At 58.3% G+C, this 23,775-nt stretch carries 16 protein-coding genes; 13 read left to right on the top strand and 3 right to left on the bottom strand.

The window, feature by feature from the left end:
* Nucleotides 1-53 precede the first annotated feature (53 nt).
* Nucleotides 54-1,301, bottom strand: coding sequence for a serine/threonine protein kinase (locus ACKUUJ_RS06625; protein WP_409065088.1), 1,248 nt, complete (start codon nt 1,299-1,301; stop codon nt 54-56).
* A 160-nt stretch (nt 1,302-1,461) separates the two neighbouring features.
* On the opposite strand from ACKUUJ_RS06625, the gene ACKUUJ_RS06620 reads away from it, so the two are divergent.
* From ACKUUJ_RS06620 to ACKUUJ_RS06575, 10 genes are all read left to right on the top strand, one after another.
* Nucleotides 1,462-2,937 (top strand): hypothetical protein, encoded by a 1,476-nt coding sequence (locus tag ACKUUJ_RS06620; RefSeq protein WP_409065087.1) that lies wholly within the window; start codon nt 1,462-1,464, stop codon nt 2,935-2,937.
* Nucleotides 2,938-2,991: 54 nt separating this feature from the next.
* On the top strand, nt 2,992-3,978 hold the full coding sequence (locus ACKUUJ_RS06615) for an FHA domain-containing protein (RefSeq protein WP_409065086.1): 987 nt from the start codon (nt 2,992-2,994) through the stop codon (nt 3,976-3,978).
* Nucleotides 3,968-4,564, top strand: a complete 597-nt coding sequence (locus tag ACKUUJ_RS06610; RefSeq protein ID WP_409065085.1) for a 4Fe-4S single cluster domain-containing protein — start codon at nt 3,968-3,970, stop codon at nt 4,562-4,564. The genes ACKUUJ_RS06615 and ACKUUJ_RS06610 overlap by 11 nt, the downstream gene beginning before the upstream one ends.
* Before the next feature lie 3 nt (nt 4,565-4,567).
* Entirely contained in the window at nt 4,568-6,523 is a 1,956-nt protein-coding gene (locus ACKUUJ_RS06605) for an AAA family ATPase (protein WP_409065084.1), read from the top strand.
* Nucleotides 6,520-7,281, top strand: a complete 762-nt coding sequence (locus ACKUUJ_RS06600) for a PP2C family protein-serine/threonine phosphatase (protein WP_409065083.1) — start codon at nt 6,520-6,522, stop codon at nt 7,279-7,281. Before ACKUUJ_RS06605 ends, ACKUUJ_RS06600 begins: the two co-directional genes overlap by 4 nt.
* Before the next feature lie 2 nt (nt 7,282-7,283).
* Entirely contained in the window at nt 7,284-10,775 is a 3,492-nt protein-coding gene (locus ACKUUJ_RS06595; protein WP_409065082.1) for a protein kinase domain-containing protein, read from the top strand.
* Nucleotides 10,776-10,907: 132 nt separating this feature from the next.
* Nucleotides 10,908-11,495 (top strand): hypothetical protein, encoded by a 588-nt coding sequence (locus ACKUUJ_RS06590; RefSeq protein ID WP_409065081.1) that lies wholly within the window; start codon nt 10,908-10,910, stop codon nt 11,493-11,495.
* Nucleotides 11,496-11,625: 130 nt separating this feature from the next.
* A complete protein-coding gene (locus ACKUUJ_RS06585; RefSeq protein ID WP_409065080.1) occupies nt 11,626-12,756 on the top strand; it encodes a hypothetical protein in 1,131 nt (376 codons plus the stop codon).
* Nucleotides 12,757-12,777: 21 nt separating this feature from the next.
* Complete coding sequence (locus tag ACKUUJ_RS06580; RefSeq protein ID WP_409065079.1) at nt 12,778-13,683, top strand: hypothetical protein; 906 nt, start codon at nt 12,778-12,780, stop codon at nt 13,681-13,683.
* A gap of 27 nt (nt 13,684-13,710) precedes the next feature.
* On the top strand, nt 13,711-14,775 hold the full coding sequence (locus tag ACKUUJ_RS06575; protein ID WP_409065078.1) for a hypothetical protein: 1,065 nt from the start codon (nt 13,711-13,713) through the stop codon (nt 14,773-14,775).
* Nucleotides 14,776-14,899: 124 nt separating this feature from the next.
* Here ACKUUJ_RS06575 and ACKUUJ_RS06570 read toward each other — a convergent pair whose 3' ends face one another.
* A complete protein-coding gene (locus ACKUUJ_RS06570; RefSeq protein ID WP_409065077.1) occupies nt 14,900-16,171 on the bottom strand; it encodes a hypothetical protein in 1,272 nt (423 codons plus the stop codon).
* Nucleotides 16,172-16,363: 192 nt separating this feature from the next.
* Nucleotides 16,364-18,958 (bottom strand): hypothetical protein, encoded by a 2,595-nt coding sequence (locus ACKUUJ_RS06565; protein ID WP_409065076.1) that lies wholly within the window; start codon nt 18,956-18,958, stop codon nt 16,364-16,366.
* 266 nt (nt 18,959-19,224) lie between these two features.
* Here ACKUUJ_RS06565 and ACKUUJ_RS06560 point away from each other — a divergent pair, with 266 nt between their 5' ends.
* The 3 genes from ACKUUJ_RS06560 to ACKUUJ_RS06550 all read left to right on the top strand — a co-directional run bounded on the left by ACKUUJ_RS06560 (nt 19,225) and on the right by ACKUUJ_RS06550 (nt 23,356).
* Nucleotides 19,225-19,770: a hypothetical protein gene (locus tag ACKUUJ_RS06560; RefSeq protein WP_409065075.1), complete on the top strand. Its 546-nt coding sequence runs from the start codon at nt 19,225-19,227 to the stop codon at nt 19,768-19,770.
* A gap of 96 nt (nt 19,771-19,866) precedes the next feature.
* Nucleotides 19,867-20,415, top strand: a complete 549-nt coding sequence (locus ACKUUJ_RS06555) for a GNAT family N-acetyltransferase (RefSeq protein WP_409065074.1) — start codon at nt 19,867-19,869, stop codon at nt 20,413-20,415.
* 691 nt (nt 20,416-21,106) lie between these two features.
* Entirely contained in the window at nt 21,107-23,356 is a 2,250-nt protein-coding gene (locus ACKUUJ_RS06550; RefSeq protein WP_409065073.1) for a DEAD/DEAH box helicase, read from the top strand.
* The last annotated feature ends 419 nt before the right edge of the window (nt 23,357-23,775 follow it).

Raw genomic sequence — 23,775 nt, 5'->3', positions numbered from 1 at the left:
CGCCACCGCTTTTTGCAAATGGGTCTATTTGCTGACTTGGTTTTTACTGCCGGCTAAAGTATGCCGGCAGATGCGAGGAAGAGTATAACCACGATTGCTACCAGGGCAGCAATCACCATCGTGAGCGCCATCGAGCGTTGACGTTTGACGGCAAGGCGCGCGCGACGCATGGACTCGGCGCTGCGGACGGTCTCGGTGGATGGGGTTGGTCGAGACGCGGGCTGCGCCTGTGCAACCGTGCGGGTGGGGATGGTGGCGTCCGCCCGCACGGTAGCGCTGCCGCGATCCGCTACGGGCCGGCGCTTTCGCGGAGCACCCATACGGGCGAAAGGCTCAAGGCGCGCCGCGAGTTCATTTGCCGAAGGGCGTGCGTCTTGCGAGACTGCCAAACAAGCCATAATCGCGTTGACCAAGCCCTGTTCGCGGGGAGTTGCGGGCGCAAGGGGTTGCGGTTGCACGGTGCGCTTGAGGCGCGCGTGATCTCCAGAGCGCCTGAGCTCTGCCTCAAAGGGCGCGTGTCCGCAATAAAGCTCGTAGAGGATGCTTCCCAGCGCATAGATGTCGACGGCGGGATTGTCACGCGCACCGGGGTCGGCCTTAAACCGCTCCAGCATTTCGGGTGCCGCGTATGCCGGCGTGGCACCGCGAAAAGCGTTGACGTCGACGGTAAAGGAAAAGTCCGGTTTAACGAGCTTGGCACTGCCCATGTCGATGAGGCAGATGTCAAAATAGCCACTCAAGACCTGCTCCTCGAGCGGGATGCGATCGTGACGCAGCATGATGTTGCGCATGGAGAGGTCGCGGTGGACAAAGGGCGTGTCGAGCGATTGCGTGGACAAGATGATCTTGAGCACGCTCAGACCCAGCGCGGCGACGATATCGCCGGGGCAGGTTTCAGCGCCATCGCTCAGAGCTGGCCGTGCATCAAGAAGCGAGACGCCGTCAACCCATTCCATAAGCAGCGCCGGGGTTCCGTCTGCCGTGTAGCCAAAACCGTAGACATCGGGAAAACCCCTTAGGTTGGATACGACGGAGAGCGTGCGGTACTCCTCTTCCAAAGTTTCTCGGTTGAGCTGTTCTTGCTCGGGCTGGGCATCGGGGCGCGGCATCTTAAGCGCGAGCTCAAAGGTGCGATCGCCACTTTGGACGCGGCGGACGTAGGCGTTGCCGCCAAAGCCGCCCTTTTGCGGCGGAACGAGAAGCGTGCAAAAGCGACGCCGTGCCGCGGCCTGCTCACGCTCGGAGAGCAGCGCTGGCGTATGAAACTTGACGAGTCGAACTTCTTCGTAGAATCCGGTCATGGCGCGCTTTCATCCTTTCTTCCATTAGCAGGATATGCGCTTGCCGCCGCCTTCTGTTGCGCAACATCGACAAATCTGCCGCTCGCCAATGTTGCGCAACAGAATCGCGCAAGACGGCGGTAGAAATAGGTCAATTAAAGTCGGCAATCAGGGGAACGATATGAGCTATTCATTCAGCGCATCATATGGAATCACGCGGGAACAGTGGAACAAGATGACCACGCGAGAGCAGGATGAGTTTGTTTGGGCGCAGCGCAGCAAAAGCCCGGCAGACTTGGAGCGGGAACGCGTTGAGGCGGCCATTCAGTCATATAAGAGCTCTCTGGCCGGAATAAAAGCCAAAGCGCTTTCTAACATTGAAGACACCGATGGTTCTGTTTCGGCATACTTTGATCGGTTGATTGATGCTCGTATCGAGGCTTTTTCCCAAGAGGCATTGGATAATATGCCCAGTGGAATGCAAGCGGTAAACATGCGCTATGCCGAAACAGTTCGCGCTAAGATCCCGGCTTTGCTCGGGGAGATTAGCGCCCTGCTGCCCTCAACGGTTTCGGAAGCGCATAGAGAGCAGTTCGTTCAGCAGTCGCAAGCTCAACTCAAGGCTGTCCAGACTGCCGAGCGCCTTCGCGCCCAGCATGTCGCGGAAATTACGAATTATGTTGTTGGTCCTGGCGGCGGCGTGGACCTGAAGAAGGCGCTTCGCTACCTTACCGAATCAACGGCCAAACAAGAGGAGGGGTCGCTCGAACAAGCGGCTCGCGCGTTTGAGACTTGGGCGGGACGTGTTACGCCGCTTATGCAGGACGAAGCGCTCGATATCCCCCTTCGAAACCGTATTTCTGCAAAGTTTGAGAGCGTCCGCGCCGCTTTTGATGCACTTGGGCCTGATTCGCGCGTCGATGATCGCCTAGCGGCAATGAAGATGATGAACGATTTTGAGTACGTAGTAAAAAACGCTACGTATGAATCGGGCGAACGGCACCGAGTCTACGAAGAGTATCGTGCGCGCATCGAACGTGCCAACAATCGTTACGGAAAGAGCCTGCCGCTTAAACAATTGCACGAGATCGAAGATGTCTATGCTGCAAACGATGAAGCGGAGGCTGCCCTTGCCAATGCTATGAAAGACGACTATATCGAGCGTTCTATCAACGAGGTCATGGCTGCTCGCGGTATTAACGTTACTCGCTATGCCGTTATGGAGGGTTCGGGAAAGCCCTGGCGATTGATGTTTGACACCAAGCAGAACAAGGCCATTGCCCTTTTGCGCAGCACGAAAAGAGATCGACTCATCATCCGCGTTGTCGCAGCCAACCCCGAGGAGTTTTCTGAGGATCCTGATAATCCGACCATCATCAAGGACATGAAGCCGCAGGATCAAGCGACTGTCGAGAAGGTCTATAGGGACCAGATTGAGTTCTGTGACTTCTACAAACAGTTCGAAGAGGATCTTAAGGCCTACGGCGTAACCGTTCCGGCCGAGGGTGCAGGATTGACCACGCAGGCCGCGAATCCCGCTGCCGCCGTCGAGATTCACCCGCACGATTACGTGCCGCCTGCGCCTTCCGCAGATGCGGAGCGCCGCCTGCGCAACCGTCGCCAAGCAAGCCAGCTCAAGCAAAGAGAGATGAGGTAAATCATGACATGGGAATGCCCAGAATGCGGTTTTGATAATGATGACGAGCGCGATATGTGCGAGGAATGCGGTGCTCTGCGTCCCGCCGGCGTAGCACCTGCGCCGTCGACGCCTGCCGCTCCGGTGCAAGACTTCGCTGCACCTAGTGGTGAACGTCCAGCGCCCGCCGTCTATCCTGCGACTTCTTCGATGGGTGGTACACCACCGGTTCAACAGCCTGCGTCCCAGCAGGTGTATCAGTCTGTTCCCGTGCCCGCGCCGCAGCCGGCACCCGTGCCACAACCGATGTCCACTCCACAACCGATTCCTGCGCCCGCGCAGCAGCCCACGGCCATGTCGATGCCGCAGCCTACCCCCATGCCCGTTCCGCAACCCGCTCCGGTTGCCGCGCCAATGCCGCAGCCCGCGCCGCAATCCATGGCGAATGCTGCAGCTACTCCTGCGGTTCCTGCGCTTACGCTTGCCGATCCAGCTATGGGTGAGCAGCTGCGTCTCACGGGCATGACCGTGCTTGGGCGCAACGCGTTTCCCAGTATGGCGTCGAATTTTGCAATATCTCGCCAGCATGCCAGCGTTCGCTTTGAACAGGGCGCGTGGTTGGTTGCCGACGAGGGTTCCAATAATGGAACGGCTCTTATGCGCGGCGGCCAGATTCTTAATTTGGCTCCCGGCGTGTCCCAGCAGATCCATACCGGTGACGTGCTGCTGATCCCGGCGGCATCTGGTGAGTTTGCCCAGCTACGTTTGATGGTCACCGTGGAGGAGCCTCCTGCGGTGCAGCCCACGCAGGCTCAGACGGCGGTTGCGCCGCGGCCTGCGGCCGTCGCGCCCGCTGCGGCACCCGCCACGCCAGCCGCCAGCCCGTCTGCCGGCATTGAGGGCTGGTTTGTCGAGTGTCCCGAGTGTGGTCGTCTACACCTTGTTGCCGATGAGCGCGCAAAGGTCGGGGATGGCTGTGAAGAGTGTGGCTGTTCGCTCGCGCGCACGTCTGCCGTATATCGTACGCTCGACCCCGGCGAGGATTACTCGGATGTTCGTTAGCCAGATGCTCGCGCCTGTCGTTTCTCTGGGGCCAGGCGAGCGCATCGCAATCTGGACTAGCGGCTGTTCTAAGCACTGCGCCGGATGTATCTCGCCCGAACTTAGGATGCAGCTGCCCGAGCAGGATGTCGACGTTGATGAGCTTGCGCAGATGTTGCTCGATACGGCGCACGTACATGGCGTGCATCGACTGACAGTTTCGGGTGGAGATCCGCTCGAGCAGGCACCAGAGCTCGTGAAGCTGCTGACAACGATCCGCTGTGCCTACGACGACATTCTCGTTTACACCGGATTCACGTTTGAAGAGCTGCCGCAAGTGATCGGTGCGGATACGTGGGAGACGCTTAAGTCCCTTATCGATGTGCTGATCGACGGTCCGTACGTAGACGAGCTCAACGTGCCCGATTGTGCGCTGCGCGGCTCGACTAACCAGCGCGTGATCTATCTGAGCGACCGCCCGCACGATGACTACGATCAGTATCTTCTGCAGCCTCGTCAGCTTCAGAACTTTGTTCAGGACGGCACTGTTAACACCGTCGGCATTGCTAACCGCTACCACCACGAATTTCCTGTCAAGGAGGTATAACACATGGCAACTGATTTCGAGCGCCAATCCTGGCAGCGCGAGATGCTCAACTTTAAAGGGGTGAAGAGCCTCTTTATCCTTGAGGGCAACGTGAATGACAAGTATCCCGATGTGGTTGACGGCGGCCTTCAGTTCTCGGAGCTCGCCGAGGTCGTGCGCGGCCTTTTTGAAGACGCCAATGGCTCAGTTGAGTACAACGTGGCATATTTCGATCCCATCCAGCTGTTTTCGAGCAGCATGGGCAACGTCGATTGCAAGCGCCTGGTGTCGCTGGCGCACGACGAGGCTTCCAAGAGCGACGACCGCATGATGGAGGCGAACGCCTGTATCGCCGATGGCCGCCAAGCATATGCCACCGAGCAGTCGAGCCTGCCATCATACGGCGAGGTTATCCGCTCAATGTTGCGCCTTAAATACAACGACAATCCCGATGGCGGCACCGAGGCCAAGCCGCTTTGCGTGATCGTCAACATGGCGTCGCGTCTGCTTGCCTCCTCGACCGGCCTTATGCCCGACGAGACGCAGTTTTTCCTTAATCTGTACCTTGGTGCTAGCAAAGCACGCCTTATTAACCGCACGGCTGTCAACACGCTCATTCTGGTAACGGATAACGTGCGCAACCTGCCCGTGTGGTTTATCGAGGAGAACCCCTTCCTGCGCACCATCACGCTGCCGCATCCCGACCGCGACATGCGCGAAGCCTATATTCAGAGCAAGTTTGGCTTTGGTGAGGCGCTGTCCGATTCCGATGACCGCGCGGTGCGTCGCTTTATCGATACCACCGACGGCATGAGCGTTAAGGAGCTCGAGGGCCTGCAGCGTATGTACCAGCGCGACATGCAAAACCCCGAGGCTTCCATCGAGGCCATCCTTCCCAAGCTCGTCGACGTCTACAAGTACGGTTTTCGCGAGAACAAATGGCAGCAGATGTTCGAGAAGCTCGAAGAGGATCCCGAGGCAAAGATCAAGCGCCGCGTGAAGGGTCAGGACGAGGCCGTTGAGAAGGCCGTCACCGTGCTCAAGCGCTCCGTTATGGGCCTTTCGGGCGCTACCCATTCGTCTGGCTCTAAACCCAAGGGCGTCCTGTTTTTGAGCGGCCCCACCGGTACCGGTAAGACCGAGATTGTTAAGGCCATTACGGAGCTCCTCTTTGGTGACGAGCGCAGCATGCTGCGTTTTGATATGTCAGAGTACGGTGCCGAGAACTCCGACCAAAAGCTCTTTGGTGCTCCTCCGGGATACGTGGGCTATGCCGAGGGTGGTCAGCTGACCAATGCGGTCAAGGCCAATCCGTTCTCGGTAGTTCTTTTCGACGAGATCGAGAAGGCCGCGCCCAGCATTATGGACAAGTTCCTGCAGATCCTCGAAGATGGCCGCCTGACCGATGGCCAGGGTAATACCGTGTACTTCTCTGAGACGGTCATCTTCTTTACGAGCAACATCGGCTTTTCCAAGATTGAGATCGATGCCCAGGGCAACGAAGTTCGTAATACCATCGCGCCCAACACGCCCTATGACGAGATTTGCGAGCGCGTGCGTACCGAGATGGATCGCGAGTTTAAGCCCGAGTTCTTGGGTCGTATCGGCGACAACGTGGTGATCTTCAACTTTATCGACGATGCCGTGGCACTTCAGATCCTCAATTCCAAGATCGATGCCGTTAACCGCAACGTGCATAAGGCACAGCCCGATATTACGGTTGAGGCGACCGATGCCGCCCGCGAACTGCTGCACTCCATTGCCATGACGGACGCCGTCAAGGCCAAGGGCGGCCGCGGCATTGGCAACTTGGTGGAGAGCGGTTACCTTAACGGGCTTTCCGATTTTCTGTTTGAACACCGCGCCGAGTGGCGCGGTCGTCCCGGCATGGTGGCACGCGCCGTGCCGCAGGGCGAGGGCGACGATGCGCATATCGCATTTGAGCTCGTGCCCGGATCGATGGGAGGCGATTGGCGATGACGAAGTTTATCGCTGCGGCAAAAACTCAAGCGGGAACCAATCACCCCGTCAACGAGGACCGTTTGCTTCTTGACGGTAATGTCCTTTGCTATGGCCTAGCGGGCGATTGCGAGCGCGAGATGGGCTGCATGGCAGTCTTTGACGGTGTGAGCGAAGGCGGGCACGGAGCGGCCGCCTCGACGCTCGCTGCTCAGGCGTTTGCACAGACGACTCAGGTTTTTGAAGCCGATTCGATTGATGTCCTGCAGGATCGTTTGCGTACGGCGGGCGAGCGCGCCGAGAACGATGTCGAGTCCTATGCGGCCCGTTATGGCCTGCCCGTTGCCGCATCCACGGTTGCCGGGCTTATGGTGGCACATGATGGGTCTGCCGCAATCTTTAATGCTGGCGATTCGCGTGTGTATCGCTTGCGCGATGGCGTACTTGCGGTATTGAGCTACGACCATACGCCCGAATCCCGCCTGGGCGGCGTTGGTTTTGAGTACAGCGATGAGTCGGTTTCGCATTGCATTGAGCTGGCGGTCGGTCTTAATCAAGGAGGACGAAACTTAGAGATCAATACGACCACGTTGTTTCCGGGCGATCGCTACTTAATCTGCTCTGATGGCATCGATGGGGAGATTGACCTTGCGCGCCTGCAGCAGATGCTTGCGAGCGATTCGACCTGTGCGCAGCTGTGCGAGGAGCTGTATGCCGAGGCCCGCATGGGCGGTTCGACGGATGACGCGACGCTGATCGTGATTGAGATAGGGGAATAAAGATGTCCGATGAGACGATAACGGTACACCGAGATGGTGGCACCGGCAACGATGAAACCGTGACGGTCCGTCGTGGGGACGTACCCGTAAACGGTGAAACGGTCACCGTGTATCACGGCAGTCAGGCTCCTGTACCGGGCGAGACCGTGACGGTGCGCCGAGGCACTGCTCCGGTGTCCGGCGAAACGGTGACCATTCGCCGCGGCGACGCCCCGTCGGCAGGCGAGACGGTGACGGTAAATCGTCCGGTTTCTGCGACTGGCGGCGAGACCGTTACGGTTGCAAGGCCGATGGCTGCTCCCGCCGGCGGCGAGACGGTCACGGTTTCCCGGCCGATGACGTCCGTGGCGGGCGAGACCGTAACGGTGCCGCGATCTGCCGCTTCTGGCGGTCAAACGATAACGGTCCCACGCGGTGCGGTGGTAAATCCCAATGGCGAAACGGTGACCGTTTCTCGTGGGGACGTTCGCGCCGCTTCCTCCGTGCCCGTATCTCCTTTCGTTCCGGAAGATGTGACGATTACCTCACGTGACGGCCAGCAGTTTATTGTTCACTTGGGTCAAGTTGTCGGTCATGGTGGTCAGTCCACGGTCTTTGCTGCCGAGCGGGTGGATGACGGCCTCGCATGTGTTGCCAAGGTATTTCAGCCTCTTATAGAAAAAATGCTCACGGAATACGAGAAGACTGTGCATGCCGTCATGAGCCTCAATGGTCGTCCCGTGTCAGAAACGCATTTGCTGCCTATTTTTGCCTATTTGCACCAGGGCTTGAGCGCGACCGTAGTAGGGGCCCCCGCTCCTCAGCTTTGGGATATTGCCATCACTCCCAAGGCTACTTGTCTCAGCGATCGACCCCGTAGCAAGCATATGGTTAAAAGTCGCGTGATTCCGGAGCTGAGCCAAGCGATTAACCTGCTGCACACCGAGTTTGGCATCGTCCATCGCGATGTGAAACCGTCGAATGTCTACCTGTACGATAAACAAATCGCGCTTGGCGACTATGGGTCCGCTCGTTCTCTTTCCGGAATTGATAATCGTACGACTAAAACCGAGACGCGATCAAATGGGTATACGCCTGGTCACGGCAGAATGGTCGACCCTCGCAACGATTGGTATTCGTTTGGTTATACCATTTGGACTCTTTATGAGGGTAATGTCCACCCGCTCTATGAGCGTTTGAAGGACGACACGTTTTTCGAGTTTCAGGAAGCGGGTCAACCTGCTGAGTTCACCCACCCTGATGACGCTACCTTGGGCAATTTGCTTCAAGGCCTTACGTTTGAGCTTGCAAACAAGCGCTTCGGATACGAAGAAATTAAAGACTGGATCGCTGACCCCGATCACTTCTATCGTCAGCTGCCCACCTTCGATTTCAAGAGCGGCCATGCGCCGTATGAATTTGTCGGCAGGCTTTATACCGATCCTGTGTCGCTCGCTCACGGGCTCGCGTCTCATTGGGACGAGGCAAAACAGCGCATGCAACAGTGGCAGCTCGAGCGCCAGATGCGTAAATGGAATGAAAACGACCTCGAGACAAAGATTCATCAGATTACCGAGGCAAAAGCGAAGGGCGGAGAAAAACCGAATTACGATTTCAATCTTGCTTGCGTGATCTACGAAATGTCGGGCGGCAAGATCATTTCGTGGCGCGGCGAAGATGTTTCGCTAGGCACCGGCAAAAACGATCTTCCGGCACGTATCGCCACTATGGCCGATACCGATATCGATCGCTATGCGGTGAAGTCGGGACTTGATGGCACTGCGTCCATGGGTGTGCTTCCGTCGGGCTTTCTTTCCTACGTTCTCTCCCGTCAGGGCGAGCATGATGAGGCGGTTGCGAATATTGCCAGGAATATCAAGGCAATCGAGGACCTCGCTGCTTCTTCAAACGATCCACATTTTGCTGCCTGCCTATTGAAGGGCTTCCTTACGTTCGACGAGTTGGAAACTCATGCTGCGGCCCAGCAAGAGATCAGGAGGCTCATCGGGAACCCCCGGGCATTTTTTGCCACTTGCTCAACGTCTCGTGCTGTCGATGAGTTCTTCCTGCTCTTTGCAGGAGACGTTTCCATGGACGCTATTATTAAGGCACGTGGTGACGCCCAGAGTGGCGGGTCAATTGACGTTGATGTCGTACTCGATTTCATGGACCGTGTCGCCGACAACAAGGCTCCCGTGCGAGCGTTCTATCGTAAATACGGCAATATGGCAGGCTGGATTTGGCTTTCCGAGCACACTACTCTTTACGAGGCGCTTCCGGGCTCTGCCGGAGAATCCGCAATTGTCAATCTTCGCGGTCTATCTCCTTCGGCGCAGGCATCGGTTGCTTCGCTCATGCAAGCGGGGTCCAATATCCGAATCGAAGGCAGCAAGCTTCGCGCCGACATGGAGGTGACGCCTGTTCCCTATGTGAATGGCTGGCAGACGAGGGACGTTCTTCTTACTCGACCGCTTACGTTGAATGCTCTTTTCTGTGCCGAGGCACGAGGAGAGGCAGTACCACGCGGATATGTGGCAGAACTGCTTGCAGGCGGTGCGGATGACCATCTACTTGATAGCATCGGAATCAGGCTTTTGGCTCATGCGAACCTGATGTCTTCCGCCAGTTATTCTCAATTCCTTGAGGACGAGCGAAACGAGGCGGATGGCGCGCTCGAAGGTGCTATCCGACAGGATACGCAAGACTACGATGTGACTGAAGGCATTGCCGATGCCACGGCGCGTATTGAGGCCGTGAAGAAAGAGCAAGGCGGGGTGCTGCGCTGGACGTGCATTGTGGCGGTTGTCTACTTTGTTGTTATCCTATGCGCTCGCGGTTCCTTTGGACAGTTCATCGTTATGTGTGGCTCCTTCGCCCCGCTCGCAGTGCTGTTTTTGGTTGCGGCGTTTGTCGGTATCTTCGGCTTCTTGGCATTGAATCTGCTTCGTTCCTTTTCCGCGGTTGACCGCGTCCAGTCACTCGACAGCGATCTGGCGGCTAACGCCGATCTTCTTGAAAGTCGTCTGATTCAGTTGGTCGACTTTGATAGCCGCACAGGCGCTACAGCGGAAAAGCTTTCGATGGTGGGCGTTGACGAGGATCTTCCGATGGCACAGGGGGCCGATTTTTCGTTTGGCTCCGAAGACAAGGCTTTCTACGCCGATCCTGAAGTTATGGATAGACTTGGCAGGTTGGCAATTCGCCTGTTGTTTATCACGGCGGCCGTGATTAGCGCGTCCGGGTTTATGGGCACGGTGTTTATTGACGGCGATACGGTGGCCAAGTGCGAGGTTTTGCTCGCCATTCTTGTTGATTGCTTCGCTTGCATTGCCGCATGGGGCGACAACGAACATCCCAGCAGCGCTTCTACGATTAAGAGCTGGTCGTATCTCTGGTTGATTCCCGCAATCATTGCGTTCCTGCTTTGGGGTGTAGTGTCTCTTCTTCAGTCGGTAGGTGCAATCATTGCCATTGTTGTCGTCGTTTTGCTTGTCCTGTTTATTTTTGGTCGATAGGACCGAGCTGGGCGTGAGCGGATTGGCCGCCCCATGAACCTATTGATAGGTCGTAACTGCCGTTTGTAAGTACCTGCATTGCGTTGGGTGAACGGCTGAGACGGGTTTTTAAGTTAGGAAAGAGTGTTCTATATGCCCTTTGATTTCACTAGACTACTTCCGAATAACGGACAAGGTCGCAATCAAAATCCCAGCGAGCGTGGTCTCCATGGCACCGAGCGACGTGCCATGGGCGCTTTTGACGACATGTTGGGTATTGAGAACGTGGCGTCCCAGCGCGGCTCTCAGGTGAATGCACGTTCTCGTTCGAACATGGCGCAACGCGAAATCCGAAATGACGTGGTAATCAATGAGGGCTTGGGCTCGTATGACGGACGCCCATGCTCCATCAGGATTTTCGAAAACCACCTCGAGATTGTCGCCAAGCGTGAGGGCTCGACGCTCGATAATCACCCCGCGCTCAAGATGCTCGTCCCTGGTATAGGCAGCAGCAAGGCGGTGGCGGGTAGACTTTTCGCTCCGGGTAATTCCAATCCGCCGATTATCATTCCCTTTAATTCGCTGAGCGGGTTTCAGGAAGTGAGCGGATTTATGCCGACGTTTGTATTTAATCGACGTAATCCTCAGACCAGAAAGATGGAGACGCATACCATCAAGACGATATCCAGGGAGTTTGGGTATGCGCTTAACCGCTATGCTCAGACGCACTTCCATTATTAATTAGGTAAAGGCAAAACACATGGCAGACGATAACCAGCAAGAAGGCATGTCGGCGCAGGAGAGACTTGCGCGCCTCTATAGCTCTCGAGTTGATGACCAGCAGGGGGATGCGACGCCGGCTGCGGGACAGGTGGCGGGAGCACATGTTTCGGCAGGTGCGTCGCAGGCACAAGCCTCTTCCACGCAGGAGCGTCTCGACCGCCTGCGTGCGCGACGCGCCGGCGTGTCTCTTCCGGGCGATCCGGAGGCGGCTACTCCGGTTAACAACGAGGGCGCGAATCGCCCTCGCTTTAACATCAATCTTTCGCGCATTGTGGACGCGATTCCCACCATTGTTCGGTATTTCCCGCTGCGTATTTTCACGGTCTGGGGGCTCTGCTCGGTCTGGTACCGCATGTACTTGAACGTTGGCGGAGACGATGTGTTGCATACGGGGCTTCCGGCGCCGGGGTATAGCGCATTCAATCCATTCGCTCTGGGCGCTGTTGTATTCATTGGTCTTCTCGTAGTTGTGACAGAAATCATTGCCGGCCCGTTGAGCTTGATCATTAAGCAATTAATCATCGGCGCCACGTACTTCTTCCGCGGTTCTGCCGCCACCCGCGAGGCCCGCGACCGCGCCCACGCCAACTTCAGCCTGCGCCGGCTCGTCACCGAGACGGTCCGCGGCTACCACAGCGGCTACTCGGTCTTCGGCTCCATGGCCCGCGCCGCCCGCGGCGCCCGCAACAGCGCCTCCACGCTCGACTACGGCGTCGGGGCCTTCACGGGGGAGGACCCCAACGCGCCCGTCTACGACGACGGCCTGGGCGACCGCCCCTCGCAGATGGAGCTCACCGACGACGCGGCGTCGAGGATCTGGGACCTGTACTACCCGGCCTACGGCGCCGAGGGCCCCATGTCCAACCTGCACGAGGCGCTCGCCTCGGGCGACCCGCAGGACTACACGACCCTGATGAGCCTCGCCCTCAACGTGGCGGAGTGGTGCGAGCAAAACGGCACGCCCGACACGCACGGCTGGTTCGACGACCCCGCCTACCCAGGCGACTACGTCGACGCCGGCACGTTCTACCTCATGGCGTACTCGTTCTGGGAGCAGGCGGCCGAGGCGCGGCGCGTGGGGCCGATCGAGCCGCTCGCGGACGACATGAGCCGCTTCATCCTGCGCCACCTGAGCGACTGGTCGCGCGAGAACGCCCATGCCTACCGCTGGCGCGGCGACTGGCGCGACGCGGACTACTTCGACAAGGACCGCCTGTAGGCGGCGGAAAGGGAAATACGGATGGCAATTAATCAGAACGGGTCTGGCCGCGGGGGCGCCGAGTCCAACGGATCGGATGTCAACGATATCGTGAACCGCTTGGGCGGTCCGCGCGTGGTGATCGTTCTTGCCGCGGTGGTAGTCATCGCCATCGTGGCGGTCGTGTCTATCACGAGCGGTATCTCCGACGCCAATCGGCAGACTGAGCAGCGTGCCGAGGCCAAACAGCAGCAAGAAGACGAGGCGGCGCGCGCTCAGCGTAAAAGGGAAAAAGAAGAGCGCCGCCAGGAAGAAGCGAAAAAGGCCACAGTGCTCACGCTCGATGAAATTACGGACGAGACGCTGCGCTCGGACTTAGAATTCGATGCGGATGAGGACGGGAATATTTCGCAAGAGACTGCGGATGAAGCTAGATCAATCGACGTCGAGTCATTTGATTCGCTTCCGCTGCTGGCCAACTTTCACAACATCACGACGTTTGGCATCGGCGACTACGACAGCGAAAGCTACGACATAAGCTCCATTAGCAATATCATTCATCTGTCCATTGGCGACTGCTCGGTGCCTCAGGTTGATCTCACACGTTTTCCTCAGCTACAGCGCGTTGCCATAAACAGGCTCGAGAGCCCCGTCGATACCTTGAATGCCAAAAACATTTCCTCGTTGACGAACGTCCAGATCGAAGGCCTTGATGGCAGTATTGGGACACTTGACCTGTCGGGTGATGTGAACCTTGACGTTCTGAAGATCGGTTGCAGAGTCGAAACGCTCAATTTGTGCGGCGCAGGCAGGGAAAATGCCTTCGATATTACGTTTTCGCCCAATTGCGTTGGCAAGATCTTGTACGACAGCGACACGAGCAGCGGCATGGTCGAGTTTTTGCAAAAAATGAGCAGTGACTACGGCTACACCATGGAGCAGCAGTGACGCTGCATTCAAGTGAGGAGAAGCAGTATGGCGAACTTTAAGCCCGACATGTCTTGGCGGGATAACGAACAGGTTCAGCGTGTGACCGAGCAGCCTTCGGGCGGGGCTCATGAGCGGGCTGCCGAGACGCCGGATGTGCGGGTGAATATGCGTCCGAACGGGCAGGCAACCGAAAAGTCTGCTGGGCAGGCGCAGCAGACGCCGAGGCGTTCGACAAGTCGGATCCCTCGTCCTGCCGGCCAGCCGAATGGACAGGCGGCTGAACGTGCAAATGAAGCCGTCTCTCGCTTGGGCGGCGTTCGCGCCCTGGTAGTGCTTGCGGCGGTTGTGGTCATAGGCGCGGTTGCCGTTTTCTCCGTGATTGGCGGCGTCGGTGACGTGCAAGGCGGCGGGGGAGCCTCGTCGAGCGCCTCTAAAGAGTCGAGCTCAACTGACGCCTCTGGCTCCGAGACCAAGAAAGAAAAAGGTCTCGTCGATGTTGATGCGATCACGGATGATGCTCTGCACGGGCTGCTTGCCGACTACGATAACGATGACGATGGCCAGCTGACCGCCAAGGAGACCCAGCGCATCACGAGGCTGGTCGTAACCGAAGAGGTGACGGATTTCACGCCCATTAGCAAGCTGGACAAGCTCGATACGCTTGGCATCAATACCCTGAGCGCCAAGAGTGCAGACTTTAGCGAGCTCGAGGCACTCGAGGTGCTCAAGTTTGGTGACATGACGACCCAGGACCTCGACCTGAGCGTCTGCCCCAAGCTCAATTCCTTTTGTATTGAAAGCCTTAAGGGTGCTGTCAATTCCATCAACGCTTCGGGTCTTAAGAACCTGATGTTCTTTACCGTTGACCAAGGCCTTCAGGGTGACGTCGAGAAGATTGATCTTTCGAACGATGACATTCTTGGCGCACTCGAGATTACCTGCAATGTCGGCGAACTTAACCTGTCGGGTTGCAGCCACTCGTTCCCCAAGCTCAACATTGCTGCGGATCATATCGACAAGATCGTGGTCGACAGCAACACCAATGCGGACCTGGTGGCCACCCTGCGCGACCTTTGTACCCAGAAGGGCTGGACGCTGGAGGAGCGGTAGGGTCCCTTGGAGCGGCAGAGTGCTTTTGCTGCAAGGCCATAAACGAACAAATAGAAGTGGGGCTCGGTTATTTCCGAGCCCCACTTCTTTATCTATTTCTGAGTTGTGGCAGTCTATCTACCGCCTACGTGAACATGCGATCCCTCAGCTCGGCCGCCTCATTAATCTCGACGTTGGTGCGGCCTTGGTGGTCTTCGGTGCGTTTGCTGGTGAGCTTGCCGTCCTTTAGTCCGTAGGTGGTGTACTGAACGATTGCGCCGGCGGTTTCGGCTGCCTGACGTAGGGGCTCGTAGGTGTCGGTTTGCTCGCACCATGCATAGAAATCATCAACGGTGGCGTTGGGATTGCCGCTAAAGAGTCGATACCATTCGCGTCCAAAGCTGCCAAGGACCGAGAACGTCTTTTTCTCGACAAGCTTGTCGCCCTTGTATTTGTAGTCCAGCGTGAGGTCCACCAGATAGGCGGCTCCCGTTTCAAAGGCGTTCTCGTTGCCCTGATGACCGATGACCTCGGTCTCCGGATAGTGCTTACCAATAAACTCGGCGGCATCGCCTTCGTAATCGGCAACGATGCGCGCACTCTGCACCTTGCCACGTTTGTACGTGTAGTGCAGGATGCGCAGCAGTCGCTCCTGCCAAAACGCATAGGAAAACAGGTGGTCGACAAAGTGCGGGTTCTCAAGACGATTGGCCCGATCCATCCAAACAGTTTGGAACAGTTGGTAGTCGGCCTGCGGCTCGTCCGTGACCTCGCGGAACCACTGTACGGCGACGTCGGCGGGGATATAGAACGATAGTCGCTCCTGCGGAGTACCGCTCTTGGTCGTTTTGGCGCGCAGGGGAATCTCGACCTCGTAGCCAGAACCGTCGTCCGTTCCGCAGTTTAAAACGGGCGGCAGCATAAACTGGCAGGGGCCCTCGTCGCATACGCGCATCGGCTGGGAGCTAACAGGTTGCCCTTCAAACTCCATCTCGATGTCTGTGTCGTCTTCTTCGTCCTCGTCATCATCTTTGATGCCAAGGTCGTAGCCGGTGTAGTAGTCATCCAGGTGTCGCTCGTTTACATTTCGCCCGTTTACGACGTCAAAGACGGTAACACCCGTCATGCGGTCGCAATACTTTGCGACTTCAAAGAGGTTGCAGCTCTCCTCGGGCGTAAAGTTATCCATGCGGTGCAGGAACTCGGTAGAGCATTCATCGGGATCATAGCCGTCCATTTCGCTGTCACCGAGCCAAAAGTTGGGATCACGATTGCTTTTGAAGTACCACCAGTACCAGACGGGGCCGAATACCGCATTTACGCCAAAAAAGACTTTCTGGATGATGTTGCCGTTGCCGTCGAACTTGTAAGCGAGCGGCAAGTTAACAACCGGAACGTTTGATGTGTCACGCGCCATGGTGTGCTCCCTGCGATGATTTGTGTTGCGCGCGAAGGCCAGATTCGATGCGTCTGACCTGCGCGCGCCTGTTACTTCGCATACTAGGCCGCCTGCGTTGCATTCTGTTGCGCAACATCGCGGACGGTGCGGTTCGACGTCCAGGGGCGATGCCGCGCAACAGATACATGGCTTGGTCGTGCCAATCGCTCTCTAGTAGCGCGCCGAGCGCTGGGCGTTGCCCGGGTTGTAGCCCGCCCAGGCGGCGATGACGTCCGACTCAACGACGCTCGTTGCAATGTTGATAAAGCTGCCGGCACGGGGCAGGTCGGTATGGAAGTCTTCGAGCAGGTTGGGCTGGAACCTAAAGTCCTCAAAGTTGACGGTGTTGGGGTTGTAGAGCTGACAGGTACCATCCTCGGTAGAGATCGGGCCAACCATGTAAACGGCCTTGTGCTCTACGACCTCGGTATCGTCGACGTCAATCACCTCTCCACGATCGTGCGCGGCAGCGGCGTGCTCCATGAGCTCGAGGAATCGGTCGGCTTCGGCGCTGCAGAGTACGCAGCGCGAGAAGAGCACCGTAAGGGCATAACCCGTTTTACGGCCCAGTTTCTCTCGCAGCTCGCTAAATCGTTGCGACTGCTCCGGGGTCATGCGCGTTTTGGACGGTGCGGTCTGCTTGAGTCCGCACGCCTTAAGGAACATCGCGTTGGCCTTGCGCAGGGCGCTCATGGCGGCAGAGTCGCTCTTTGCCGCGGAGACGTCGATGCGTCCTCCCTCGGGAATCTGCTTATAGCGAGAGAAGCCCTTCTCGCCCTCGACGGGCATCCAGTACGTAATGACGTCATTTTCCACTACGCTAAAGCGGCACGTAAAGGGCGCGCCGATTGCCGGTGCCTCGCCGTAGAACTTTACGCGTACGGCTTGGTCGGTGTCCGCCATCCACATCATAAAGCGATGGCTATTGTCGCCGTCATGGCTCCGGAGCTTTGCAATAAGGTAGCAAACCGAGTCGCAACGGCTTTCGAGTGCGGCGCCTCTTCCGGTGGCGATGGCGCTTATACCCTGGGCCTTGAGCTCGATGTCGCGGTGCAGCGCGTTGAGCTCTTCGGATGTCAACAGGTCTTGGCCGAGAAGCCCCGCGACAAGCGCGCCGACTTCTATGTCGGTAGTAAGGGCGGCGTCGATAACCTTGCGGTGCGCCTGGTGGCTTGCATAAGCCGGCAAAGGTTTGCGGCCTGTGGCAAATCCAAATGGGTCTCGGATCTGATCGCCGCCGCGATAGAGCGGCTCCAAAAAGAACATGTTCATGTCATTTTGCTTGCCCTGCTTTTGACCGTAGGCATCGAGGGAGTTCCAGACATGCTTCTCTGCAATGGGGTTCATCCACAGGCTGATTTTCGATTTTTCTGCTGAGGAGGTCGAAGTGCTCTTTTTGGAGCTTGCGGCGGGACGCGAGGCGGGTTTCTGAGATCCAGCGGGGAGAACTTGCTCAAGATCGAATTTTTTAAGCAGCCTAACGTAGACTCCGACCGATGCTTCTTCTGCCATTTCCGCCATGACCGACTGCGAAGGGTCGTCGACAAAGGAGATGCGCGTTTTGCCATCATCGGAGACCGCCTGGCAATAGCCGCATCGAAGTGCAACGTAGCCTTCGTTGTCGCTGCCACGGTCAAAGTACATCTGCTCTTTGCAGCCGAGTGTGCCAGGGACGAATGCGGTCGGGTTCGCTATGTCGGGGATCGTAATGGCAGCGCCGGTCGCGCGTTTAAGCTCATCGAAATACTCGACGTACAGCGGAATGTTGTAGTGCTGGACGAGCGCCTCGAGAACGATGGCGTTGGGCACGGAGTGCGCCACGCGATAACGCACAGAGTTATAGCCCCATTCGACATCGGTTGCATCATCGGGGATTCCGTGGCCTGCCATGGTGGACAGGACTTCATCGGGTGAGTCAAACGTACCGTCGGGTGTGCCGCAAATCGCCTGGAGCGAGAACCCGCCAAAGCACTTTTCGAGATCATCGCGGATATACTCGCAGCAGTCATGATTGGGAAAGACGATGCGAAACGTCATCGCGCCCATAGCTTGGGACATGTAGACGTTGCCCGACGCCTGGGCATCGGACTCTGCCTGGGCATCGGACTCTGCCTGGGGCTCCTCTTGGGCGCCAAACTGGTCCTTGAGGAAGTCGAAGTACAGGGACACGTTTCCGCGCTGCGCATACGAACGCATGATGGGGTCGGTGGTGTCCTCAATGTACTTTTGGCTTCCGTCGGGCATGGACATGGTTCCCATGCCGCAGCGGAACAGGGTGTCGGTGGCACCGTCGAACCCCTCCGGGAAATACACCCAGCAGCTCTTGTCGACCACGTTTGCAAACGAGACGCTGTCGCCCTGCGCATCGGCGATCACGGCGCCGGCGGCGATCTCATCGGCATCGGTGTACTCGTAGTAGACGGGAACGCCGATCATCTTGGAGATAGTCTTGGCAACCTCCAGCGAGGGGATGCCGTTGTATTCGTACTGGAGCGAGTTGTAGCCCCAGACGACGTTGGTGACCTCTTCGCCGTCGGACCCGCAGGTTTCCAGGGCGGCATTGATGGCGTCGGTCGGATCCATGTGCTGGAAGTCCTCGTAATCGGGGATCACGGCAGCAAAGCAGAACTCGCCATAGTCTCGCTCCAGGGCAGCTTTGGCCTGCATGCAGATGTCGTGGTTGGGAAACACGATACGATTGACAATCTGGTTGATCGAGATCCCTCGGTCGGTATCTTGAAGCAGATGCTCAAAAATCTCGTCCATCGTTCCTTCTTTCGTATGCGGTGGAAGCCCACGATCCCGGGTTTTAGGGCTCGTGGCTTTGTTAACTCGAACGCTACCGCCCCGATGGGCGAGAACGTTGCGCAACATCCGCGAGTGCGCAAATTGCAATGCGGAACGGTTTGTCCCGGGGCGTTTTGAGAGCGGATCCGTCTCGTTCCCGGCAGTGTTGCGCAACGTCTGCTCGGTATGGATTTCTACACTTGAGTTGTCCAAAAGGGATTCGGTTTTTGAATGAGGGATGAACGATGAGCAGGAACTCCTATTACGATGACGATATGTCTGAAGAGGACTACGAGCGGGTCATGGAGCATATGTACGAGCTTGAGTGCGAGCTCGAGGAGCCTCATGACGCTCGCACCGACCAGTTGATTCGCGAGGAGCTCGAGGATCTTTCGAGTGCCATGTTGTTTGAGCCGGTGGTAAAAAACGGTGAGTACCTTGGTGAGCGCGACCATGTGCCCGGGTATTGGACGGATCGTCGCGATTTGGAGTCCGAGTCTTCAGGCGCTTCGAGCGATGCCGACGAGGTGGAAAAGGATGAGCCGTTTGATTTGATTGGCTATCAGGGCTCTTCCTCGGGCGGTTCGGTGCTCGACATGTTTACTCCCATTTTAAGGAGTCGCGTGTTCTGGATCTTCATCGCGTTTCTGGTGTTTATCGGCCTGCTCGACATGTTCTACGACAGTTTTATTGTTCCTTCGGGCTTCGCTATTAGCCGTATCAATTTTCAGGGCTTGGTGCTGCTGGCGATTGTCGTTGCATGTGTTGCCCTGAGGCGTCGTCGCCGTTAACGGCGGTATTGACGCAGTTTCCGATGTTGCGCAACAGGTTATCTGGACAGCGGCGTATGCTCGGGTTGTCCTGAAAGCGAGAGAAAGGACAGGACAATGGCTGAAGTTGAAGTAAGGGCTTTGGGTCCCGACGACGTCGATGCGATGGTCGAACTGGATGAGCAGTCGGGCTACGAGGTCTATGACGAGTACGCGGACTGGGTTGAGGACGAGGACGAGGAGAACTCTTCCCTCTGGGGCGTCTTTGCCGATGATGAGCTGGTCGGTTTTTGCGTAACGGGCGGTTCAGATGACCCCCGCCTGCCGGATGCCGTTACGGAGCACCCGCTCAACAAGTACCTGGGGACGTTTTTGAGCCATGTGTATGTTGACCCCGACTACCGCGGTAACGGCTATGGCGCGCGCCTGGTGCACGACGCCCTGTTGGGATACTGGGAGAGCGAAGGCCACCAGCAGCCTGCATTCCTGGATCTGAGCGAATATCTCTTTGACGATCCTGATGCGGATCCGATTAAGCTCGCGCAGCTGCTCATCGACTTCTTTGGCAAGAACGGGTTTGAACCCATTCCCGACGATGAACACGACATCACCTACACCTGCATGGTCTTGGATCCCAAGAACTTTAAGGACCCGGACGCAGAGTAGAGGCTGCGATCTGTTGGTTCAGCTTCCCTAGTTGGTGCTTGACGGGGCCGGACGTTCCAGTTGTGATGGCTGGACGTCCGGTCCTTTTTGTTGCCTGTCGGGGTTGGTGATCGGCAGGTTTATCTCGATCTGTAACATCTGGCGGGGGATACGGGGTCTAGTTGTTACAGATTGAGATTGTTCCTCGGCAGACAACTCAACTGTCTCAATCTGTAACATCTGGGGCCGGTTTTGCTCCGCAACTGTTACAGATTGAGACGTTTGTGAGCCGTGTCGGCTGTTTGTCTCGATCTGTAACACCTAGACGAAGATTCGGCCTGTAGATGTTACAGATTGAGATGTTAGCCAAGGGGCTGACTGAATGTCTCGATCCGTAACGTGTAGACCCGGTTTTGCTCCGCAACTGTTACAGATCGAGACAATCGGCCCAGACTCGCCCGTCCGCCTCGTCATTTGTGGTTTACGTGGGGGCATACGGAGTACGGGTATACTAACCCGCGGCGAATCTGCTCCATCGCTTAGAGCTGCTGCGTCTGGACGGCGCGTGATAGGGCTGCCAAAGCGATCGCCAGCGTGCTGAGCAACGTCCTCTCTGTGCGCACCTGTTTTTGTATGTATTAGCGCACTACCAAGCACGCCCGCGCGGCCGCATGCCGCGCCCATGACGCGTGCAGATAAGGAACAACAACATATGCGTAATTCTGTATCCGACGTTACCGACGCCGAGATTCTGGACGAGACCCGCGAGGCCATGACCCAGGCTGCCTTCGATGCCGCCGACGAGGCCAATGCTGCCCAGGCCGTCGAGTCCGCTACCGAGAGCCTGCCCGCCTTTGACGAGCTGGGACTTTCCGACGAAATGCTTCGTGCCATCGAGAACCTGGGCTACACGGCGCCGACGCCCGTGCAGGCCGGTTCGATCCCCGTGGTGCTCGAGGGCCGTGACCTGCTTGCCGCCGCTCAGACCGGCACCGGCAAGACGGCCGCCTTTTTGCTGCCGACCATGAACAATCTGGAGCACATCGCTCCTCCCAAACCCGTGCGCGAGCGCGGCGGCCGCAATCGCCGCCGCGGTGCTAAAAAGCCCGAGGGCAACGGCCGCGGCCCCGTGATGCTCGTCATCACCCCCACGCGCGAGCTTGCCCAGCAGATCGATGAGGTCGCGAGCAAGATCGCCGACGTCACCGGCCATGTTGCCGTGACCGTCGTGGGCGGCGTGAGCTACAAGCCGCAAACCGCTGCTCTCAAGTACGGCTGCGACATCCTGGTCGCCACGCCGGGCCGTCTGGTCGATCTGATCGAGCAGGGTGCCTGCCACCTGGACGAGGTTAAGGTCCTGGTGCTCGACGAGGCCGATCGCATGCTCGACATGGGCTTTTTGCCCGCCGTCCGCCGCATTGTGCGCGAGACGTCGGCCGAGCGTCAGACGCTGCTGTTCTCGGCGACCCTCGACGAGGAGGCCGTGGGTGAGATCACCGACCTGGTGAGCGACCCGGCCCGCGTGGAGATCGCGCCCGCTACGTCGACTGCCGACACCGTCGACCAGTTTGTGTTCCCGGTGTCCATCGAGGCCAAGAACAACCTGCTGCCCGAGTTCCTCAAAAAGGAGGGCCCGGAGCGCACTATCGTCTTCATGCGCACCAAGCACCGTGCCGATAGCTGCTGCCGTCGTCTGGAGCGCAAGGGCATTAAGGCCGCCGCGATTCACGGCAACCGCAGCCAGGCCCAGCGCGAGCGTGCCCTTTCGGCCTTCCGCGACGGTACCGTCGACGTGCTGGTGGCAACCGACGTGCTCGCCCGCGGCATCGACATCAGCGACGTGCGCTACGTCGTGAACTTTGACGTGCCGGCCGAGCCGACCGACTACATCCACCGTATTGGCCGTACGGGCCGCGCCGGCGAGCTGGGCTGGGCCATCACGTTTGTGACCGAGCAGGACGTCGATGAGTTCTACGAGATCGAGAAGCTCATGGACAAGACCGCCGACATCTACGAGGCCGGCGACCTGCATGTGGGTCCCAACCCGCCTGTGGTTGATCCCGAGCGCGACCCTGCGGCCTTTAAGGTGAAGAAGAAGACCAAGCGCGGCAAGTCCAAGAGCAAGAAGAAGCTTGAGCAGGCACGTCGCGACGGCAAGCGCAACGGCGATGACTATGGCGATGTGGCCGGTCGCTCCAACCGCGGTCGCGACGAGCGTCGCGGCGACGGCGAGCGTCCGAGCCGTCCCAAGCGCGGCGGCAAGACCCGCGTGCGCGAGGGCGTTCAGGCTCGCGTGGACGAGGCTGTGGAGAGCGTGGCCCGCGAGGTGGCTGCCGAGGAGCGCGCTGGCGCTGCTGCCGTCGAGCAGGGCCCGCGCGGCAACCGTGCCGAGCGCCGTGCCAAGCAGTTCCAGGGCGAGGCACATCGCCGTCGCCGCGAGGACGAGGACCGCGGCGGTCGTCGCCGTGTCGAGCGCGAGGACGAGGGCCGTGGCTCGCGTAGCGGCAAGCGTGGTGCGGGCGACCGTCGTCGTTCCGGTCGCGATGACGAGCGCGGTGGCCGTGATGGGCGTCGCGGCGGCGAGGGTCGCGGTGAGCGTGGCGCCCGCAGCGGTGAGTCCCGTGGCGGCAAGCGCTTTGAAGAGCGCAGCGGCCGTGGTGGCGAGCGTCGCGAGGGTTCTCGCGGCAATGGTGGGCGAAGCGGCGCCGGTCGTTCGAATGAGTCGCGCGATCGTCGCGATCCGCGTGCCAGCCGCGATCGTCGCGATGACTGGCGCAACTACGACGATACCCGCGAGGAGCGTCGCGGCGGCTACCGTGGTGGCCGCGGCGGCAACCAGGCCGGCTCCCGCGGCGGCCGCGCCGGCGGTCGCGATAACCGTGGTAGCTATGGCAACAGCCGTGGCGGCAAGCGCGGCGGCAGCTCCCGTCGTCCCGGTGACGGCGGCGGCAAGCGCAAGTAACACACGCGTCGCGCTCTAAGTCGAGGCGACCAGAGGGCTCCGGGCATGTTTTTGCTCGGAGCCCTTTTTGGTGCAAGGGGGACAGGTTCATATGCACCAACGTCTTGAAGTTGCGGTGGAATACGGATTGTTTTGGCCTTTTGAGCGGCTTTTCAGTCCCTATTTCACCGCAACTCACGATTGGTGCAAACAAACCTGTCCACGATGCACCAGAGTGAGGAGTGTCCCCAAGTGCCGCATTGTGGGTAACGCGTTTATCAAATATGGCATTTATCTGCGGTGATGTTCTATTTCACCGCTGAGGACGACGTTTCATACCGCCTGCCGAACCGTGTTGCTGCCAAACAACTTTATAGGTCAGTGTGTTGCGTGTAGCAATTTCGCCCGGCCTCGCCTCCGGGCTGCCATGTGAGGGGGGA

Origin of the sequence: Collinsella sp. wc0583 (assembly GCF_046116915.1) — a bacterium.
Classification (GTDB): domain Bacteria; phylum Actinomycetota; class Coriobacteriia; order Coriobacteriales; family Coriobacteriaceae; genus Collinsella.
Note: the sequence above shows the minus strand (reverse complement) of the source record. Positions and strands in the feature narration are given on the sequence as shown.

What these genes read in the sequence shown, in the direction of transcription:
- ACKUUJ_RS06605 (WP_409065084.1), top strand. Translation starts at nt 4,568, where the DNA reads ATGGCAACTGATTTCGAGCGCCAATCCTGGCAGCGCGAGATGCTCAAC.
- ACKUUJ_RS06625 (WP_409065088.1), bottom strand. Translation starts at nt 1,301, where the DNA reads ATGACCGGATTCTACGAAGAAGTTCGACTCGTCAAGTTTCATACGCCA.
- ACKUUJ_RS06575 (WP_409065078.1), top strand. Translation starts at nt 13,711, where the DNA reads ATGGCGAACTTTAAGCCCGACATGTCTTGGCGGGATAACGAACAGGTT.
- ACKUUJ_RS06610 (WP_409065085.1), top strand. Translation starts at nt 3,968, where the DNA reads ATGTTCGTTAGCCAGATGCTCGCGCCTGTCGTTTCTCTGGGGCCAGGC.
- ACKUUJ_RS06560 (WP_409065075.1), top strand. Translation starts at nt 19,225, where the DNA reads ATGAGCAGGAACTCCTATTACGATGACGATATGTCTGAAGAGGACTAC.
- ACKUUJ_RS06595 (WP_409065082.1), top strand. Translation starts at nt 7,284, where the DNA reads ATGTCCGATGAGACGATAACGGTACACCGAGATGGTGGCACCGGCAAC.
- ACKUUJ_RS06580 (WP_409065079.1), top strand. Translation starts at nt 12,778, where the DNA reads ATGGCAATTAATCAGAACGGGTCTGGCCGCGGGGGCGCCGAGTCCAAC.
- ACKUUJ_RS06570 (WP_409065077.1), bottom strand. Translation starts at nt 16,171, where the DNA reads ATGGCGCGTGACACATCAAACGTTCCGGTTGTTAACTTGCCGCTCGCT.
- ACKUUJ_RS06600 (WP_409065083.1), top strand. Translation starts at nt 6,520, where the DNA reads ATGACGAAGTTTATCGCTGCGGCAAAAACTCAAGCGGGAACCAATCAC.
- ACKUUJ_RS06550 (WP_409065073.1), top strand. Translation starts at nt 21,107, where the DNA reads ATGCGTAATTCTGTATCCGACGTTACCGACGCCGAGATTCTGGACGAG.
- ACKUUJ_RS06555 (WP_409065074.1), top strand. Translation starts at nt 19,867, where the DNA reads ATGGCTGAAGTTGAAGTAAGGGCTTTGGGTCCCGACGACGTCGATGCG.
- ACKUUJ_RS06565 (WP_409065076.1), bottom strand. Translation starts at nt 18,958, where the DNA reads ATGGACGAGATTTTTGAGCATCTGCTTCAAGATACCGACCGAGGGATC.
- ACKUUJ_RS06615 (WP_409065086.1), top strand. Translation starts at nt 2,992, where the DNA reads ATGTGCGAGGAATGCGGTGCTCTGCGTCCCGCCGGCGTAGCACCTGCG.
- ACKUUJ_RS06620 (WP_409065087.1), top strand. Translation starts at nt 1,462, where the DNA reads ATGAGCTATTCATTCAGCGCATCATATGGAATCACGCGGGAACAGTGG.
- ACKUUJ_RS06590 (WP_409065081.1), top strand. Translation starts at nt 10,908, where the DNA reads ATGCCCTTTGATTTCACTAGACTACTTCCGAATAACGGACAAGGTCGC.